Annotated in this window: 20 protein-coding genes; 10 read left to right on the forward strand and 10 right to left on the reverse strand. The window is 63.2% G+C overall.

Translation table 11 applies throughout. From position 1 onward, the window contains the following. Positions 1-103: 103 nt before the first annotated feature. From Q0894_RS02255 to Q0894_RS02265, 3 genes are read left to right on the forward strand one after another with little or no spacing between them, the layout of a single operon-like run. Entirely contained in the window at positions 104-1,180 is a 1,077-nt protein-coding gene (locus tag Q0894_RS02255) for an HlyD family efflux transporter periplasmic adaptor subunit (protein ID WP_299231080.1), read from the forward strand. Next, positions 1,177-3,906, forward strand: coding sequence for a ribosome-associated ATPase/putative transporter RbbA (gene rbbA / locus Q0894_RS02260; protein WP_299231081.1), 2,730 nt, complete (start codon positions 1,177-1,179; stop codon positions 3,904-3,906). Before Q0894_RS02255 ends, rbbA begins: the two co-directional genes overlap by 4 nt. A gap of 1 nt (position 3,907) precedes the next feature. After that, the gene (locus Q0894_RS02265; protein ID WP_299231082.1) at positions 3,908-5,023 is read left to right on the forward strand and encodes an ABC transporter permease; all 1,116 of its coding nucleotides are present in this window, start codon (positions 3,908-3,910) and stop codon (positions 5,021-5,023) included. An 18-nt stretch (positions 5,024-5,041) separates the two neighbouring features. Here Q0894_RS02265 and Q0894_RS02270 read toward each other — a convergent pair whose 3' ends face one another. Together Q0894_RS02270 and Q0894_RS02275 are read right to left on the reverse strand one after the other, a co-directional pair. Then, on the reverse strand, positions 5,042-5,884 hold the full coding sequence (locus Q0894_RS02270) for a fructosamine kinase family protein (RefSeq protein WP_299231083.1): 843 nt from the start codon (positions 5,882-5,884) through the stop codon (positions 5,042-5,044). A 219-nt stretch (positions 5,885-6,103) separates the two neighbouring features. Beyond that, the gene (locus Q0894_RS02275) at positions 6,104-6,613 is read right to left on the reverse strand and encodes a fasciclin domain-containing protein (RefSeq protein WP_299231084.1); all 510 of its coding nucleotides are present in this window, start codon (positions 6,611-6,613) and stop codon (positions 6,104-6,106) included. A gap of 243 nt (positions 6,614-6,856) precedes the next feature. On the opposite strand from Q0894_RS02275, the gene Q0894_RS02280 reads away from it, so the two are divergent. Next, positions 6,857-7,168 carry a YqfO family protein gene (locus tag Q0894_RS02280; RefSeq protein WP_299231085.1) on the forward strand — a complete coding sequence of 104 codons (312 nt, stop codon included), beginning with the start codon at positions 6,857-6,859 and terminating at the stop codon, positions 7,166-7,168. A gap of 16 nt (positions 7,169-7,184) precedes the next feature. On the opposite strand, the gene Q0894_RS02285 is transcribed toward Q0894_RS02280, so the two are convergent. Next, entirely contained in the window at positions 7,185-7,739 is a 555-nt protein-coding gene (locus tag Q0894_RS02285; protein ID WP_299231087.1) for an NUDIX hydrolase, read from the reverse strand. A 79-nt stretch (positions 7,740-7,818) separates the two neighbouring features. Between Q0894_RS02285 and Q0894_RS02290 the strand changes: the two genes are divergently transcribed. From Q0894_RS02290 to Q0894_RS02310, 5 genes are all read left to right on the forward strand, one after another. Continuing rightward, entirely contained in the window at positions 7,819-8,454 is a 636-nt protein-coding gene (locus Q0894_RS02290; RefSeq protein WP_299231089.1) for a CoA pyrophosphatase, read from the forward strand. 17 nt (positions 8,455-8,471) lie between these two features. After that, entirely contained in the window at positions 8,472-10,076 is a 1,605-nt protein-coding gene (locus Q0894_RS02295; RefSeq protein ID WP_299231091.1) for a PAS domain S-box protein, read from the forward strand. Beyond that, entirely contained in the window at positions 10,073-10,711 is a 639-nt protein-coding gene (locus tag Q0894_RS02300; protein ID WP_299231093.1) for a response regulator, read from the forward strand. Before Q0894_RS02295 ends, Q0894_RS02300 begins: the two co-directional genes overlap by 4 nt. Positions 10,712-10,849: 138 nt before the next feature. Next, complete coding sequence (locus tag Q0894_RS02305) at positions 10,850-11,299, forward strand: DUF411 domain-containing protein (RefSeq protein WP_299231095.1); 450 nt, start codon at positions 10,850-10,852, stop codon at positions 11,297-11,299. A gap of 139 nt (positions 11,300-11,438) precedes the next feature. After that, the gene (locus Q0894_RS02310) at positions 11,439-12,254 is read left to right on the forward strand and encodes a M15 family metallopeptidase (protein ID WP_299231097.1); all 816 of its coding nucleotides are present in this window, start codon (positions 11,439-11,441) and stop codon (positions 12,252-12,254) included. Between the two features lie 7 nt (positions 12,255-12,261). On the opposite strand, the gene Q0894_RS02315 is transcribed toward Q0894_RS02310, so the two are convergent. The 3 genes from Q0894_RS02315 to Q0894_RS02325 all read right to left on the reverse strand — a co-directional run bounded on the left by Q0894_RS02315 (position 12,262) and on the right by Q0894_RS02325 (position 14,197). Continuing rightward, positions 12,262-13,236, reverse strand: coding sequence for an alpha/beta hydrolase (locus Q0894_RS02315; RefSeq protein WP_299231099.1), 975 nt, complete (start codon positions 13,234-13,236; stop codon positions 12,262-12,264). Positions 13,237-13,319: 83 nt separating this feature from the next. Next, complete coding sequence (locus Q0894_RS02320) at positions 13,320-13,694, reverse strand: DUF488 family protein (protein WP_299231101.1); 375 nt, start codon at positions 13,692-13,694, stop codon at positions 13,320-13,322. Between the two features lie 62 nt (positions 13,695-13,756). Beyond that, positions 13,757-14,197 carry a YtoQ family protein gene (locus tag Q0894_RS02325; protein ID WP_132041344.1) on the reverse strand — a complete coding sequence of 147 codons (441 nt, stop codon included), beginning with the start codon at positions 14,195-14,197 and terminating at the stop codon, positions 13,757-13,759. Between the two features lie 196 nt (positions 14,198-14,393). Here Q0894_RS02325 and Q0894_RS02330 point away from each other — a divergent pair, with 196 nt between their 5' ends. Continuing rightward, on the forward strand, positions 14,394-14,843 hold the full coding sequence (locus tag Q0894_RS02330) for a YHS domain-containing (seleno)protein (protein ID WP_299231104.1): 450 nt from the start codon (positions 14,394-14,396) through the stop codon (positions 14,841-14,843). 109 nt (positions 14,844-14,952) lie between these two features. Here Q0894_RS02330 and Q0894_RS02335 read toward each other — a convergent pair whose 3' ends face one another. The 4 genes from Q0894_RS02335 to Q0894_RS02350 form a co-directional block, all read right to left on the reverse strand. Further along, complete coding sequence (locus Q0894_RS02335) at positions 14,953-15,798, reverse strand: MOSC N-terminal beta barrel domain-containing protein (RefSeq protein WP_299231106.1); 846 nt, start codon at positions 15,796-15,798, stop codon at positions 14,953-14,955. 52 nt (positions 15,799-15,850) lie between these two features. Beyond that, a complete protein-coding gene (locus Q0894_RS02340; RefSeq protein ID WP_161422118.1) occupies positions 15,851-16,207 on the reverse strand; it encodes a hypothetical protein in 357 nt (118 codons plus the stop codon). 510 nt (positions 16,208-16,717) lie between these two features. Further along, entirely contained in the window at positions 16,718-17,383 is a 666-nt protein-coding gene (locus tag Q0894_RS02345) for a nuclease-related domain-containing protein (RefSeq protein WP_299231109.1), read from the reverse strand. 53 nt (positions 17,384-17,436) lie between these two features. Next, complete coding sequence (locus tag Q0894_RS02350; protein ID WP_299231110.1) at positions 17,437-17,991, reverse strand: hypothetical protein; 555 nt, start codon at positions 17,989-17,991, stop codon at positions 17,437-17,439. Positions 17,992-18,035: the final 44 nt, after the last annotated feature.

Genomic DNA, 18,035 nt, shown 5'->3' on the forward strand with positions numbered 1-18,035 from the left:
CCCGCAACATCATCAGGATGGACTCCAGACTTGACATAACTCAGGGAAACTTGAGCACGAATCTGGCACCATGGAGGCCATTCAGGGAAGGAGGTGAATCAGAATGGGCAAGCGCGTCGCCAACCATTGGCCAAAAGCCACCCTTGCCGCGGCCGCTGTCGCATTACTGGCGGGAGTGGCCTGGTGGAGCCTGCAGCCGGAGGCCGAGCACCCCGGCCTGACACTGGGCAACGGCCGCATCGAGGCTACCGAGATCGATGTGGCCACACGCCTGCCCGGCCGCCTGGCCGAGGTAATGGTCGAGGAGGGCGAGATTGTTGACCCCGGCCGCGCGGTCGCCCGCATGGATACCGCGACCCTGGAGGCCGAACTCGCCCAGGCCCGTGCCCAACAGCGACGTGCCGAGAATGTCCTGGAGACCGCTCGCGCCATGGTGGCGCTGCGTGAGAGCGAGCTGACCGCCGCCCAGGCAGTCGTCAGCCAGCGCCAGGCCGAGCTCACCGCGGCCCGCAAGCGCTACGAGCGCGCGGCCAGCCTGGTGGAGCGCAACGCCATCTCGCAACAGCAGTTCGATGATACCCTCGCTGCCTGGCAGAGCCAGCAGGCGGCCCTGGCCTCGGCGAATGCCCAGGTACTCTCGGCCCGGGCCGCCATCCGTGCCACCGAGTCTCAGGTGATCGAGGCCGAGTCCCAGATCGAGGCCAGCGACGCCACCCTGGCCCGTATCCAGGCCGATCTTGACGATAGCGTATTGACGGCGGATCGTCTGGCGCGGGTGCAGTACCGAATCACCGAGCCCGGGGAGGTGCTGGGGGCCGGAGGCAAGGTGCTCAACCTGGTCGATCTCACCAATGTCTACATGACCTTCTTCCTGCCCACACGTGAGGCGGGCCGAGTCGCCATCGGCGACGAGGTCCGCCTGGTCCTGGATGCCGCACCGGAGTACGTGATTCCCGCGCGGGTCAGCTATGTGGCGAGCGTCGCCCAGTTCACTCCCAAAAGCGTGGAGACCGCCAGCGAACGCGAAAAGCTGATGTTCCGCATTCGCGCCAGGATCGAGCCCGAGCTGCTGCGCCGCCATATTGAACAGGTCAAGACAGGGCTTCCGGGGCTGGCCTACGTCAGACTCGATGATACAGCCCCCTGGCCGGACAGCCTCGAACTCCGAGTGACGCCATGACTCGACACTCGGCAGACCGTGTGGCGAGCGTCGAGGCCGTGAGCCTGCGCTACGGCGACACCCTTGCCCTGGACAATATCAGCCTGGATCTGCCGGCTGGCCGGATGGTCGGCCTGATTGGTCCCGACGGCGTGGGCAAGTCGAGTCTGCTGGCGCTGCTCGCCGGCGCCCGGCGCCTGCAGCTGGGACATGTCGAGGTACTCGGTGGTGATATGCACGATACCCACCACCGCCGGCTCACCTGCCCCCGCATCGCCTATATGCCTCAGGGGCTCGGCCGGAACCTCTACCCCACCCTGTCGGTACACGAAAACCTGACCTTCTTCGGTCGCCTCTTCGGTCAGGATGGCCCCGAGCGGGAGAGGCGTATCGCGGCGCTGACCCGTGCCACCGGCCTGGCACCCTTTATCGACCGCCCGGCGGCCAAGCTCTCCGGTGGCATGAAGCAGAAGCTGGGGCTGTGCTGTGCACTGATCCACGACCCCGACCTGCTGATCCTCGACGAGCCCACCACCGGCGTCGACCCGCTCTCGCGCAGCCAGTTCTGGACGCTGATCGCGAGCATCCGCGACGCGCGCCCTGGGATGAGCGTGATCGTGGCCACCGCCTATATGGATGAAGCCCAGAGCTTCGACCACCTGGTGGCGATGGATGCCGGCCACACACTGGCCAGCGGCACGCCCGCAGAGTTGCTGGCACAGACCGGGACAGACGACCTCGAGAGCGCCTTTATCGGCCTGCTGCCCGAGGCGAAGCGCCGCCAGCATCGCGCCGTCACTATCCCGCCTCGCCCCGTCAGCGATACCATCGCCATCGAAGCACGGGAACTGACCAAGCGCTTCGGCGACTTTACCGCCGTCGACCGGGTGGACTTTCGCATCCCCCGGGGAGAGATCTTCGGCTTTCTGGGCTCCAACGGCTGCGGCAAGAGCACCACCATGAAGATCCTGACCGGCCTGCTGCCGGCCAGCGAAGGCGAGGCCGAACTATTCGGCCAACGGGTCGACTCCCAGGATCTCTCGACACGCCGCCGAGTGGGCTACATGTCCCAGGCATTCTCCCTGTATGGCGAACTCAGCGTGCGCCAGAATCTCGCCCTGCATGCGCGACTCTTCCGGTTACCCCAGGCCGAAAGCCAGGCCCGCATCGAGGAGTTGCTCGAGCGCTTCGCCTTGAGAGGCGTCGCCGACAGCCTCTCGGGCGGCCTGCCACTGGGGATTCGCCAACGACTCTCCCTGGCCGTGGCCATACTCCATCGTCCCGAGATCCTGATTCTCGACGAACCCACTTCCGGGGTCGACCCGATAGCCCGAGATGCCTTCTGGCGCGAGCTGGTCAGGCTGTCCCGGGAAGAGGGCGTGACCATCTTTATCTCCACCCACTTCATGAACGAGGCCCAGCGCTGCGACCGGATCTCGCTGATGCATGCCGGGCGGGTACTGGCCTGCGGCACCCCCGAGGCACTGCGCCAGGAGCGCGGCACCGCTACCCTCGAGGAGGCTTTTATCATCTGGCTGGCGGAAGCCGCCGACGACCCGCCTGGCGATCCGGAGGCCACGCCCCGCAAGACCGAAACGGTGGAGCCCCAGCGTGACCCGCCAGCCTTCAGCCTCAAGCGCCTGATGAGCTATACCCGCCGAGAGAGCATGGAGCTGCGCCGCGATCCACTCCGCGGCACCCTGGCCCTGCTGGGCAGCGTGCTGCTGATGTTCATCATCGGCTACGGCATCAGTCTCGATGTCGAGAATCTCGACTATGCGGTCCTCGACCGCGACCAGACCACCACCAGCCAGGCCTATGCCCTCAACCTGGCGGGCTCACGCTACTTCAGCGAACGTGCGCAGCTGACCAGCCAGGACGAAATGGAGGCAAGGATGCGCCGCGGCGACATCAGTCTTGCCGTGGAGATTCCGCCTGGCTTCGGCCGTGACCTCAAGCGCGGCGCCATCCCCGAAGTGGCCTTCTGGATCGACGGTGCCATGCCGACCCGAGCCGATACCATCCGCGGCTACGCGCTGGGGCTGCATGGTGATTTTCTGGCGACCCTTGCTCGTGAATCCGGTGTCGCCACCCCCGACAGCGGTCTGGAGATCGCCCTGCGCTACCGCTACAACCCCGATGTCGAGAGCCTGCCCGCCATGGTACCGGCAGTGATTCCGCTGCTGCTGATGATGATTCCGGCGATGCTCACTGCGCTGGGTGTGGTGCGCGAGAAGGAGATGGGGTCGATCACCAACTTCTATGTCACGCCGGTGACCCGGACCGAGTTCCTGCTCGGCAAGCAGCTGCCCTACGTGGCCATGGGCATGGTCAACTTCGCCACCCTGGTGGCGCTTTCCATCTGGGTCTTTCGCGTCCCGGTCAGCGGTAGCCTGGCAACACTGAGCCTGGCCGCTCTTCTCTACCTGTTGTGCTCCACCGGCATGGGATTGCTGATCTCCTCGCTGCTGCGCAGCCAGATCGCCGCCATCTTCGGCACCGCAGTGATCACCCTGATTCCGGCGGTGCAGTTCTCGGGAATGCTGCATCCGGTCTCGGCCATGGAGGGCATCAGCGCCCTGATAGGCCAGGCCTATCCCACCACGCACTTCCTGATCATCACGCGGGGGGTGTTCTCCAAGGCGCTGGGCTTCAGCGAGCTGTGGCCCTACTTCGTGCCACTGCTGGTGGCGATCCCGCTACTGCTGCTGGTCAGCGTGGCTGGCCTGCGCGACCAGGAGAGATAAGATGCCATCACTGGGCAATATCCTGCAGCTGGGGATCAAGGAGCTGCGCAGCCTGGCTCGGGACCCTGCCATGGTCGTGCTGATCCTCTACGCCTTCAGCCTGAGCATCCATACCAGCGCCACGGCGGTGCCCGAGTCGCCGCACCGCGCCACTGTCGGAGTGGTAAACGAAGATGCCTCGGCGCTCTCCTGGCGGCTGATCGATGCCCTGCAGATGCCCTACTTCCTGCCTCCCGAACCCATTACTCGCGAGCAGATGGACACCGGCATGGACAGCGGGCGTTTCACCTTCACCCTGGACATCCCCCCCGACTTCCAGCGTGACCTGCTCGGCGGACGCGGCGCCGAGATCCAGCTCAATGTGGATGCCACCCAGGTCTCCCAGGCCTTTACCGGTGCCGGCCATATCCAGCAGATAATGGCCAGCGAGGTATCCGAATTCCTGAGTCGCCATCGAGCGGAACCGGTCATGCCGGTGGAAGCCATCGTTCGCACCGCCTACAACCCCAATCTGGACCGTGCCTGGTTCGGGGCCATCAACGCGGTGATCGATCAGATCACCATGCTCTCGATCATTCTTACCGGAGCCGCGCTGATCCGCGAACGCGAGCACGGCACCATCGAGCACCTCCTGGTCATGCCGATCACGCCGCTGGAGATCATGCTGGCCAAGGTATGGTCCATGGCCGCGGTGGTGCTGGTCGCCTCGGCACTGGCCCTGCGCCTGGTGGTCCAGGGCTGGCTGGCAGTGCCCATACCCGGTTCGGTGGAGGTATTCCTGCTGGGTGCCGCCCTGCACCTCTTCGCCACCACCTCCATGGGTATCCTGTTCGGCACCATCGCCCGCTCGATGCCCCAGCTGGGGCTGTTGATCATCCTGGTGCTGCTGCCCATGCAGATCCTCTCCGGCGGCATGACCCCCCGCGAGAGCATGCCCGAGCTGGTGCAGCAGATCATGCTGGCCGCCCCAACCACCCACTTTATTCAGCTGGCCCAGGGCGTGCTATTCCGTGGCGCCGGCATCGCGGTTATCTGGCCCCAGCTACTGGCCCTGGCCGTCATCGGTGGTGCCTTCTTCCTGATCGCCCTCTCGCGTCTGCGCCGCTCGCTGCAGTAGGCTCAAGGCACCCGGGCCTCAGACTGTATCGACCTCCAGCCGCGATACCGCACGCTCCACGGCGTCGCGGTAGCCGCCGCCGAACAGCAGCAGATGGTTGAGCAACGGATAGAGCTGAAACAGCGTCTCGCGACGCGGCCAGTCCGCCGGGGAGGCGCCATCCCAGTAGGCCTCGAAGAAGGCCTCCCCCGGGGAGCCGAACAGGGTCAGCATCGCCAGGTCCACCTCCGGATAGTGGCGATAGACCGCGGGGTCGATCAGCGCGGGGCCCCTCGGCGTGAACAGCACATTGCCCGACCACAGATCGCCGTGTATCAGGCTCGCGGGGGCATCCGGCAGCCAGGACTCCAGGCCATGGGCCAGCGCCTCGAGGCGGCCGCGCAGCCTGGCATCCAGTAGACCACGGGCCTGGCACGCCTCGGCCAGGGGCAGCAGACGCCTCTCGCGCTGGAAGGCACGGCCATCGGCGAGCGGCGCATTGGGCTGGGGGGTGCGCCCGCAGGCGTTGTCGCGATGCCAGCCGTGAGCCTCACCGACCACCCCGTGCAGCCTGCGCAGCCCTTCGCCCAGAGCGACCGGATCGCGGCGGCGAGGCGCCACCTCCAGCGCCTCCATCACCAGCCACTCCTCGCGCCGGGCCAGCACGTCGGGCACCACCAGGCCCGAGCCGGCAGCGGCCAGGGCGGCCAGCCCCTCTGCCTCACCGGCCAGACGCTCGGCGGTGTCCTGCTTGACCACCACCTCGCCTCGGTCGGTGGCCAGGCGATAGACCGCGGCGATATCACCGCCCGACAACGGCACAGGCTCACCTTCTGGCGTCAATCCGGCCGTGGCCAGGCACGCCCGTAACCTTTCATCCATGCCACCCCTCATCCATAGCACTCCTCACGTTATCGGTGAGGTCCCAGGCTTCCCCTCCCAAGGCATGCCGTCAAGGGGGAACGCACGCTAAAAAAAGCCGCCCGGGGCGGGCGGCAAGCAGGGACAGCACACAACGCATAGGACATGGATGCAGGAAACATGCTGATTAAACACCTAGCGCCAGGAACGCAACCTCAGGAAAGATTGGTTCGTTGACACTCATCGGGGCATCAACACGCTGTCGATGACATGAATAACGCCGTTGCTGGCCTCGATATCGGCCGAGATCACGGTGGCACCATCGATCATCACACTGCCATCCATGGTGGTGATGGTGATGTCCTGGCCTTGCACGGTGGTGGCGCTATCGGCGGCCATGGCGTCGGCGGCCATGATCTCGCCGGACACGACATGATAGGTAAGAACATCCTGCAGGGTCTCCTTGTTCTCCGGCTTCAGCAGCTCCTCGACGGTGCCCTCCGGCAGGGCGGCAAATGCCTCGTCGGTGGGGGCGAAGACGGTAAAGGGACCCTCGCCCTTCAGGGTATCGGCCAGGTCCGCCGCCTGCACCGCGGCGACCAGCGTCTCGAACTGTCCTGCCTCGACGGCCGTGTCGACGATGTCCTTCTGCTTCATGCCGTGGTGTTCCGCCTGGGCACAGCCGGCGATGAATAGACCAGCCACACCAGCGGCCATCAGATGAGTCATGGGGAGGGTGAATGTCTTCATGATGGGGTATTCCTCTTGTGGGCTGACTCGGGCGGATGCCCGGCGGTCGTGTCACCGATGAATGGAGTTCCATCGGTCAACCTATACACAACCTATACCGCCATCATAAATTGGACAAGTTTTTTCGGCGCCTTTGTGACACGCCAGGGCACGATAGGGCAAGAGAGTCTTGCTATGGCTGACGCAGCCCCCCGAATATGGCACAACGACAGGCTGGATCACCCCGATAGAGGAGTCACACTCATGTACAAGCTGGCGTTCTTTGTACCGGTGGCGGAGGCCGAGGCCGTCAAGGAGGCAGTATTCGCCACCGGCGCCGGGCGCATCGGTGACTACGAGGCGTGCTGCTTTCAGACCCCGGGTACCGGGCAGTTCCGCCCCCTGGACGGTGCCACCCCGCATATCGGCAGGGTGGGCGACCTGGAGCGGGTGGAAGAGCTGAAGGTGGAACTGGTCTGTGAGGATGCGCTGATTCGCGAGGCGGTGGCAGCGCTACGCCAGGCCCACCCCTATGAGGAGCCGGCCTTTGATGTCTGGCGTCTCGAGGATCTTTGAAGCCGGGGGTGTGCGTCTAGCCGGCGCCGGATTGACGTTCGCGGTCGGGCACGATGTCGCTCATATGCAGCGGAAACTCGCCCAGCTTGCGGTCGGCATAGAAGTGCCACAGCGTACGCTCGATGGTAGGAAAGGCGAGTTCCTCCCAGGGGATTTCATGCTCCTCGAAGAGCCCCACCTCGAGGCTTTCCGGCCCGGGAGCGAAGCTGCCCTCGAGATCGGCCCGAAAGATCATGAACACCTGGTTGATATGCGGCAGGTTGATCAGGGTATAGAGTCCCTGTAGGTGAGTCTCGGCACAGGCCTCCTCGCGGGTCTCCCGGGCGGCGGCCTCTGCCGTGGTTTCGCCGTTCTCCATGAAGCCCGCCGGCAGCGTCCAGTACCCCTTGCGCGGGGCGATGGCACGGCGGCAGAGCAGCACGCGAGTACCGCTTACCGTTAGCGTCCCCGCCACGATACGCGGGTTCTGATAGTGGATGGTCTCGCACTCGTCGCACAGAAAGCGCGGACGATCATCCCCCTGCGGAATCGCGAGGCGCACGGTATGGCCACAGTGGCTACAGAAGTTCATGAGACTCCCAGGCAAGCGAACTGGCTTGACGTTGCGGAAGGCGGCCGGGTAGAAGATACCAAACCCCAATGGAAACCCCATGTTAGAGAAACTTCGCGAACGCCTGCAAGCGCACCGGCCCCGCCGACAGTCACTGCGCCTGCCCGAAGCGGCGGTGCTGATGCCCATCGTCGACCGCCCCGACCCGACGCTGCTGTTTACCCGGCGAGCCACCCACCTCAATACCCACAGCGGCCAGGTCGCCTTTCCCGGCGGCAAGCGTGAGGCCCAGGATGCCGACCTGCTGACCACCGCGCTGCGGGAATCCGAGGAGGAGATCGCCCTGCCGCCGCAGCATGTGGAGCTGCTCGGCCAGCTGTCGGACGTGACCTCGCTGCATGGCTTGAGCGTCACCCCCTATGTGGGAGTGATTCCACCCGATCTGCCGCTGCTGCCCGACCCTGCCGAACTGGACCTGATCTTCGAGGTGCCACTGGCGCTTTTTCTCGAGGACCGTCGCCATCATACCGACGTCATCCCGGTAGACGGCCGGCCCTGGTACGTACCCAACTACCATGTCGATGGCCAGGTCATCTGGGGGCTCTCGGCGATGATGCTGGTGGAGCTTCTCGCCGAGGGGTTCGGCCGTCCGGTCGATCTGCACCGGGAGCCGCCAGGACCGCTATGCTACTTTCCGGAGCGGCTGCTGCGTATCCAGCAGCATGCCACCGGCTGACCCGGGGCCGAGGCCATATGCCCGACAGCACACCCAACACCAGTGCCGCCCTCTCGCCCGAGGAGCAGGCCCGCCTGATCGAGGAGCATGCGGCACTCGCCGCCCGCTGCGACCGACTCGAGGAGAGGCACCGGGCCCTCGAGGCGGAGCGTGACCACTACCGCTGGCTGGCCGAGAGCAGCACCGACCTGATCTCGCGCCATGCCCGAGACGGCACCTTTCTCTACGCCTCGGAGGCGGCACGCGACCTGCTCGGCTATGCCCCCGAGGAGCTGATCGGCGTCTCCGCCTATGACCTGTTTCACCCCGCCGACCTGGCCGCCCTGCTCAACAAGTCACCGCGGATCTACTACCGCGACGGCTTCTACCAGCAGACCTATCGCTTCCGCGCCAAGGATGGCCACTACGTCTGGTTCGAAACCACCAGTCGGACCCGGCGCGACCCGGCCAGCGGCGAGTTGCTCGATATTCTCTGCGTCTCCCGGGATGTCGGGCGCCGCATCCGTGCCGAGGCCAACCGAGAGCGGCTGGCCCGGGTGGTGGAGTCCACCACCGAATTCGTGCTGTTCATGGATGACGATGAGCGCCTCTTCTACGCCAATCAGGCGGCACGCCACCTCCTGCAGCTACCCCGCACGGGCGGCGCCGCGCGACTGGCCGACGCCTATAACGAGGAGTCACTGCGCGACCTGCGCACTATCGTGCTGCCCGCCGTGGCCCGTTACGGCTCATGGAGCGGCGAGCTGGCGATGCGTGGGCCACAGGGCGCGGTGCCGGTGCTCAGCGTGGTGATGGCGCACTCCGGGCCCGGCACGGAACCGGGCCATGTATCGCTGCTCAACCGTGATATCCGTCTGCGCCAGGCGGCCGAGGAGCAGGCCCGTCAGCATCAGGCCCAGATCGCCCACGCCAACCGGCTGGCCACCACCGGCGAACTGGCATCCAATATCGCCCATGAGCTCAATCAGCCGCTGGGCACCATCGGCAACTACGCCAGTGGCGCCCTGCTCAAGCTCGATGCCGGCCAGCCGCCCGAGGCACTGCGCCTGCCCCTCGAGCAGATCCAGCGACAGGTAGAGCGCCTGGGGGAACGACTGCGCCATATTCGCGGCTTCGTGCGCAAGGGCCAGATCCGGCCGCGGGCCACGGTCCTGGCCGAGGTGGTGGACGCCGCCTGCCGGCTCTGCGAGTGGCAGTACCAGCAGGCCGGGATCGACCTCGAGGCGGCCCTCAAGGCGCCACTGCCGAGGGTGATCGCCGACCCGGTGGGACTGGAGCAGGTGCTGGTCAACCTGCTGCTCAACGCCCTGGAGGCGAGCCGCGACCATCCCGGCGCCCAACGGGTCGAGATCAAGGCCCGGCGCAGCGGGCGCCGCGAGGTGGTCCTGACGGTTGCCGACCAGGGCCCCGGCATCCCCGCTGACCAGGCCGACTCCATCTTCGCCCCCTTCCACTCCAGTCGTGACGAGGGGCTGGGCATGGGCCTGGCCATCAGCCGCACCCTGATGGAAGCCATGAGCGGCAACCTGCGCCTGCTGCCACACACCGGTTCCGGCGGTGCCACCTTTGCCGCTACACTGCTCGCCGAACCTGACCACACCGCTGCCTTGAAGCGCCCATGACCGATACCACTTCACCCTGCATCGCCATCGTCGATGACGACCAGGCCCTGCGTGACTCCCTGGCCTGGCTGCTGGACTCCGTCGGCATCGAAAGCCGCCTCTTCGCCGACGGCGAGGCCTTTCTCGCCGGCGACCCGGAAGGCTTCGACACGGTACTGCTGGACGTGCGCATGCCCGGTCTCTCCGGCCTCCAGGTACAGCAGCGCCTGAGTGAGCTGGAGAAGGCCCCGCCGGTCATCTTCATGACCGGCCACGGCGATGTGCCCATGGCCGTCTCCGCGCTCAAGGCCGGCGCACGCGACTTCCTCGAGAAGCCTTTCAATCACCAGCAGCTGATCGATATCGTCCAGCAGTCGCTTCATGCGCACCAGCAGGCGCGTCAGGCCCAGCTCCGCCTCGAGGCGCTACGCGAGCGTTACGCGGCGCTGCGCCCCAAGGAGCGCCAGATCCTGGTGCACGTGGCCCGGGGTCTGACCAGCCGCGAGGTCGCCGACCACCTCGGAATCAGCCCCAAGACCGTGGAGATCTACCGGCTGCGCGCCATGAAGGCGCTGGGTGCCACCAATCTGGCCGAGCTGGTACGCCTGTGCGTGGCGCTGGGGCTGGTGGATACCCTGCCCGAAGAAGCCCCCTGACCTTGACCCAGCACAGCTCTTGACCTGGGTGCTACACATAAGATGTATATTTCAAGACTAGCCTTCCCTCCCTCGGCCGGAGAGGCTGGCCGAGAGACAACCCTGCGTAACCACGCCATCTGGACCAGGAAAAGTGTCATGCTGAATCGCATCCCTTCAAGCGCCACCCTGCTCATGTCTGCCTCCCTGCTGCTGGGTGCCGGTACCGCCCACGCCGCCCTGCCCGCCGAGGCGACCCTCTACAAGAACCCCCAGTGTATTTGCTGTGACAAGTACGCCCGTCATCTAGAGGAGCACGGCGTCGATGTCACCATCGTCGACGACGTGTCGCTCGGTCAGGTCAAGAAGAGTGTCGGCCTACCCTACGGCCTCGGCGCCTGCCACACCATCGAGATGGGCGGTTACGCCATCGAGGGTCATGTGCCCTTCGCGGCCCTCGAGAAGCTCTTCGAGGAGCGCCCCGACACCGATGGCATCGGTCTTGCCGGCATGCCCATCGGCACTCCTGGCATGCCAGGACCCAAGCAGGAAGCGTGGAACGTCTACCAGTTCCGCGATGGCGAGGCCCAGCCATTCATGACCCTCTGAGGGGAACCCGCCAGTCGTGATAGCGCCGCCCCCGGCCAGCTCCTGGCCGGGGGCGGCGTCGTGGGTATCGCCTACACTGTGGGCGTAAGCCCGGCCATGGTGACCGCGGCACCCCGACCCCAGCGAGGGGGGCAACACCATGAACAAGACCGCCGTTTGTACCCTTCAGCAGTTTCTCGCCGATCAGGACACCTACCACGCCAGCATCGACGGAGTACGCGGCCCCATGACTCTGGCGGCCGTGAATGCCGCGTTACAGAAGCATGCCAGCCAGCTACCCGACGGGGCCGACGGCTGGAGCGACCGACGCCGCGCCGTTGCCTGTCTGCAGATCGCCTGCCGGCAGCAGCGGATCGAGGTCGGGCCCATCGACGGACTGTGGGGCCCTCAGACCGAGCATGCGGTGGAGGTGCTGAACACCCTCCAGAAGACCGGTAGCAAGCCCGCCCCCTGGCGCGATCAGCCAACGCTGGAGACCAACCCCAACGGCTGGTACCGGGAGGCCGAGCTGGAGCAGGCGCTGGGCTCTCCGACACGCAAGCCGCCCCTGACGGTCGTGCCCTGCCCCTGGAGGCTTGCGCTGGCCTGGGACCTCGGCACCAGCCCCAGCGGTATCGGCTGCCACGAGCAGGTCGCCGACAGCCTGGCGCGCATCCTGGAGCGGGTACATGACCACTACGGACCGCAGCGCCTCAGGGAGCTGGGCCTGCATCGCTACGGCGGCTGCTACAACAAGCGTCGCAAGCGCGGCGGCACCCGCTGGTCGACCCACGCCTGGGGCCTGGCCATCGACTGGGACCCGAGCCACAACAAGCTCCGGTGGAGACGCGACCGAGCACGCCTGGCTCGGCCGGAGTACGACACCTGGTGGCGCCTCTGGGAAGAGGAAGGCTGGGTCAGCCTGGGGCGCACGCGCAACTTCGATTGGATGCATGTGCAGGCCGTCAAGCTCTGACCCCGGCTCAATCACGCAGGATGGTCATGCGACGCAGCTCGTCCTCGGGGAAGACCCGACCGCTCTCCAAAGCGACGAACAGATGCTGAAACACCACACCGGGCTTGCCGGGCACGATGCCCGACCGAAAATAGGAGTGCCCCTTGGGGAAATCGTAGAGGGTATTGACGTCGTCGCAGTCGACCGCGAAGACATTGCGCGGCAGCCGGATCATGTCTTCGGGGCCGGTGTGACCGAGCCGCCTGGAGGCGATGCGATTCCTCAGGTTGGAGGCCTTGCTGGCACGCAACGCCAGGTCGTCGGAGGCAAAGTAGACGGTCACATTGCGTGAGCTATGGACGATCAGCTCACCACTGCGCCCCTCCTCCAGTGACTCGTTGACGATATCGGCGGCAACCAGGAAGGTATTGCGAAACAGCAGCGGCACCCCGCCCGGCAGCGAGTACTTGTGCCAGACCCTCAGGGTCTCGCGCAGCACGCGATTGCCCATGGAGTGGGCCAGCACGTTGATGCGCTTCAGGCAGGGGGTCGGGTCCAGCTTGAACTGCTCTCCCTCCCGCCAGTCCAGGAAGCGCTGCAACACGCGGGCGAAGGAGAAGCCGCTCAGGTCGGCCGACTCCTGATCATCCCAGTAGTCCTTCACTATCCCCAGGTCATTGTCACAGGGCCACACCAGAGGCACCACCAGCACCTCGCCTGGCTTGGTCTCATCGCACAGCGACTGAAACTCCTGGACCGCAACGAAGACATCTTCCGGCAGATTGGAGAAGCCGTGGATATAGATCAGCACCTGATTGACATCGGCGTCCTTGAGCCGCTGCAGGAAGGCCGAACTGCCGATCTCCAGATACTCCTCCTCCCCCTGCCGCTCGCAGTAGAACACCGAGTTGCTGGCAGCGTTATTGTTGAGGTCGAAGGTGAAGTTACGGTTGACCCGAGTGCGAATGCTCTGGGTAGGAAAACGATTGGTAATGAACAGCATGGCGGCCACCTCGCAGGACGGCGGCAATCACACCGCCTTCCCTTGAAGTTAGCAGCTGCGCGGGAGTTGGCCGCCCTGCACCGTTAACGCTTCTCGGCGCGCAGGCGCGGCTCGAGCATGGCCAGGTACTCGGCAAGTACCACGGCGTTGTTGTGGCGCTCATCCTTGGCGGCGAATACCAGGGTCACCCTTTTCCCGAGGGCTCGCTCGGCCAGGGGCCTGAGCCGTTCGCGATGCTCCTTGAGCTCGCCCAGGTAGCGGCGGCGGAACTCGCCCCACCCCTGATCACCGGCATGGAAGGCCTTGCGCAGGGTGTCGCTGGGAGCGACCTCCTTGGGCCACTCGTCGATTTTCGCCTCCTCCTTGGAGACGCCACGGGGCCATAGACGGTCAACCAGCACACGATAGCCGTCGTTATGGTTCGCGGCGTCGAAGGCACGCTTCAGCTCCAGGCTCATGGGGGACACCTCCATCGAGAATGGTGCCCCCCAGTGTAGTCAATCAACGCCGCAGATTGGGGTCAGGCCTTGAGCACGTAGCGCAGCACCTCGACCACCTGGTCGGTGGTGGTACACCAGGCCTGGGCATCGGCATCGACCTCCTTGAGCGGATGCACGATCTCCTCGCCGTGGAGGGTCACGTAGGGCTTGCCCAAGGCGGCGCAGTAGCCTGCGTCGAAGGCGGCATTCCACTGCTTGTACTTGTCGCCAAAGCGCACCACCACCAGATCACTCTGCTCGATCAGGGTGCGTGTGCGGATGGCATTGACCTTGGAGGACTGATGATCCCGCCAGAACTGGCTCGGGGTCTCGCCCAGATGGTCGCCGGCGGCATCGCTGGCGTCATGGTCGGTCACCGGAGCGGTGAACACCACATCGAGGCCGGCCGCCTCGGCGCCGCGCTGGATCTCGTCGCGCCAATCGGTGTGGATCTCGCCGGAAAGATAGACGTGAAAGCTCATGGCAGGCTCCTTGCGCAAGTGGACAGATGACCCATCATGATACCTCAGATGGACATCTACTGGAAATCAATTCCATTTCATGCAGGCAACCCTGTAATGAGCCCTTGCACGCCGCCAGCACGGTCATGATGCCTGTAAGGTCGGGAGCCGTTGCCCGACAGAACCCTGTGACCCCAGGGTCGAGAGGAGGCAGATCATGAAACGCACGCATGGGTGGAGGGCCGCCATCCTGATGGTAGGTCTAGCCTGGTCGCTGGGGGCTACCGCCGACGGGCGCATCTTCACGCGCGACGGACTGGCCATCGGCGGAACCGACCCGGTGGCCTACTTCACCGAGGGCAGGCCGGTGGCCGGCTCACCGGAGCACCAGCTCGAGTGGCAAGACGCCACCTGGCAGTTCGCTTCCGCCGAGCACCGCGACCGCTTCCAGGCCGCCCCCGAGACCTACGCCCCAGAATATGGCGGCTGGTGCGCCTGGGCCGCGGCACGCGGCGAGGCCGCCTCGACCGTGCCCGAGGCGTGGAAGATCGTCGACGACAAGCTCTATCTGAACTACAGCCGCTTTATCCAGTGGCGCTGGGAGCGTGACATTCCCGGCCATATCGAGGCCGCCGATAGCCACTGGCCGAATATCTTCGCGCCTTGATCACTCATAGCACCGTTGGGCGCTGATCCAGTCGACCAGCGGGCACCAGAGAAGCTAGCGGGCTGGGTATGCGGATACCCTCGAGAGTACGCGGTTATCCTCGAGAGAGTCAGCGCGGCTTCGGCGTCAGGGGCTCGCCGACACTGATCGTCCGCCCCTCCCCTGCCAGCAGGATAGCGTTCTGCCCAAAGTACCCGCCCGGTGCCAGGCGGGCATTCATCTCCACCAGCGTACGCAGAGGCTCGCCCGGCGCCTCGATCTCACCGCTGTGCTGATCCACGGTGGTGATCTTGCAGCGCTGGCAGGGCTTGCGCAGCCCCAGCCGCCAGCCACTCTCGGCGGCGGCCAGCTCTTGCCAGCCATCCTCGACGAAGGGCATTTCGTGGTCGACCACGATGCTGGGCCGAAAACGACTCATCGGCACTGGCTCGAGCCCCTTGGCTGCCAGGCGGCGGTTCAATTCGACAAGCGAGGCCTCGCCCACCACCAGGAAGGGATAGCCATCGGCAAAGCCGGTATGTGCCTGCTCGCCCGGCTCGAGATAGTGCGGCTCGACCCGGCGCCGCTGCTCGGGCGCGAAGCGTACCAGGCGCAGACCACTGCCCCGGAAATCGCCCAGCACCCTACCCAGCCATTCCCTGGCCTCGACGCCCTCATCCAGGGCGGCACAGCGATCCTCCCAGACATAGACCGACAGCCGTTCCTGCCCCTCCGCTGTCAGGGGGACACGCAACGCCTCGGCATCCGGATGGCTCAACACCAGGGCATCGGCCTCGAGACTGACCCGAATGGCGGCCATGACCGGCAATTGGCGCTGGGTAACGAAACGCCCCACATCGTCGACCACCATCCAGCGGCGATCCCAGGCGAGTCCTTCGGGAGTCAGCTCGGCCTCGTTCAGGGCGATGGCGCCCAGTGACTTGACCGGGTAGATAGAAAGCTGGGTGATCCTCATGGGCGGCTCCTGGGGCAAGAAATGCCCAAAGCCTAGCCCAGGCGATCAGAGATTACAGCCGGGTGGTTTCGATCACGAAGCCGATAATGGGATAGCCAGCCTTGCGGGCGGCCTTCTCGGCTTCCAGCTGTGCCTCAATCTTGGAGATACTCGACGACACATGCTCGAACACGGTATCCATCTCGAGCTGCTTGGTCCGTACGGCCAGCTTCACCCGATGGCCTGTCTTCGGCGAACCGCCAGGCTTGCTGCGTGGCGCCTTGGGCTTTGTCTTCGCGTTGCTCTTGTCCTCGATGGGCCACTCGGGAGCGGAGGTCGCCGCCTTGCGTCGAGTCTCCTGGGCCTTGTCCATGAAACTGTCGATATCGCGGCGCATCTGCCGCTCGAATTCGCTAAGTTCCGTTTCCATCGTGTCTCCGTCTGCTTCAATCATCGCGCGATTGTACCAGAGTTCGCGCGCTTACGACTCCCTGCTGCTTCACGAGGGGTGAAGCGGGAAGTGTCGCTTGGTTAAAGGCAACGTGGCAGCTTCCAAAAAAGAGCTGTCAAGTCCTGCTTTTCTGACACAACAGGCATTAAACTGCACGCCTGTTAATTGAACTGAACGAGCACGCGCGTTCAAAAGCGTTATGCCGCTTTCATAAAGAACACCTAAACCATTGGGGCAATGAAACGCGAAGCATGGATCATGCTGCATAACAGTTTTCACCGTGCACGCTGAATAACACTGATAAAAATTCTGACAAACTCTCCTAGTACGGCTGCTGTGATTCTACTGATCACATTTTTTCAACACTCAACAATAGCATAACTAACTGCCACTTTGCACCATCTTGCACTGAGGACATCTTGCCCCCCCCCACAACCTTCCTCCTGCATTATCGACTTCCCTCACAGCCCTAAACTTCAGAAGGATTACTCACTTTTGGCACTTTCTATCTGCAGTATATTCAGAGCGACACTTCAGTCGATAGATATGTTGCCGGTTCGTTTCACGCGAAGGGGAAAAACGGGCCGATTGAATTTTTCTGACGCACTCATTGACTCCCTCTTCCGATAGCACAGGTTGAGTAAATGACTTTATATAACTTATATATCCAACACCCTTCGTGACGTTAGGCGGCATTTTGGTTTTTAAAATTGCTTCACCAACAAAAACCACGACTGAATGAATATGCTCATCAGGAAGGTCAAGCACCCTTTGCAAGGCTTTAGCATGTTTGTAGTTCTGCCGCAAAGGATTCTGGAACTTGAATGACTTTCGATATATTTTCTGAGTCCAATGAGAGTAGCGCTCACTCCCAAATATCCATCCTCGCATATTTTTTGTTTCTACTACAAAAACTCCGAAAGCTGAAACAAAGACATGATCAATTTGAGTAGACCCATCTGTCGTGGGAAGGGTAACATTATGAACAGGCCTATATATTTCAGCCGGCAACCGCCACCTGGCAATTATCTTGACCAATATTTCCCCCCATAGCCCTTTGAACCAAGGTGTCTTGATCAGACTCATCAAAATTACTATGGGAATCACCCACCATGTAGCTTTAACAAAATCAAAAGTCACCCATGAATAATCCAAAACAACACTCCATATAAATCCATTGCAAAATATCTTAACGCAAGAGATAGGACCTATTTTTGAAGACGCTCTAACTCTTCATAACGTGAGCATGCACGATTTCGCTCTACCTCGGTTGATGATCTATTAAGAATCAACCTATTGCATTCTCTTTTCGCCTCCTCAAGTGGAGTAGCATGGCCAGCGGATGAAATAAAAGCAATCGTGGGCTTAAAGGATATTGCTGCAGAGCAATACATATTCTTCACACTATCGTATCTCGCTCCCACTCGCGGATTGCTTTGAAGATAACGGCATGTCTCCACAAAGAGCTCCTTTGCTCCCAGCGTGCAGCTAGAGTATTCATCCACCCTACCCTTCTTATCTGCGCAAACAGACCCATCTCGTATCCTCCACATTTGATGTTCAAATGAAACACGCTGGTCATCGTAATCAACCACAACAGCCTGAACATCTGTATTTAGCGAGCTCTTAAAATGATTACTTACTACGCCTGACGTTCCATCTAAAAAAACTGCCAACATGGCTGAAATTGGATCCATACACCCCTCATATTTCTCATTAACAAAATTATTAAAACCAAGCAACAACTCATCAAGCCAAGACATCCACCCTGGCAATAAAATTTTATATTCCCCTGCTCACATTGTTA

The sequence above is a fragment of the uncultured Halomonas sp. genome (assembly GCF_947501415.1).
GTDB lineage: Bacteria > Pseudomonadota > Gammaproteobacteria > Pseudomonadales > Halomonadaceae > Halomonas.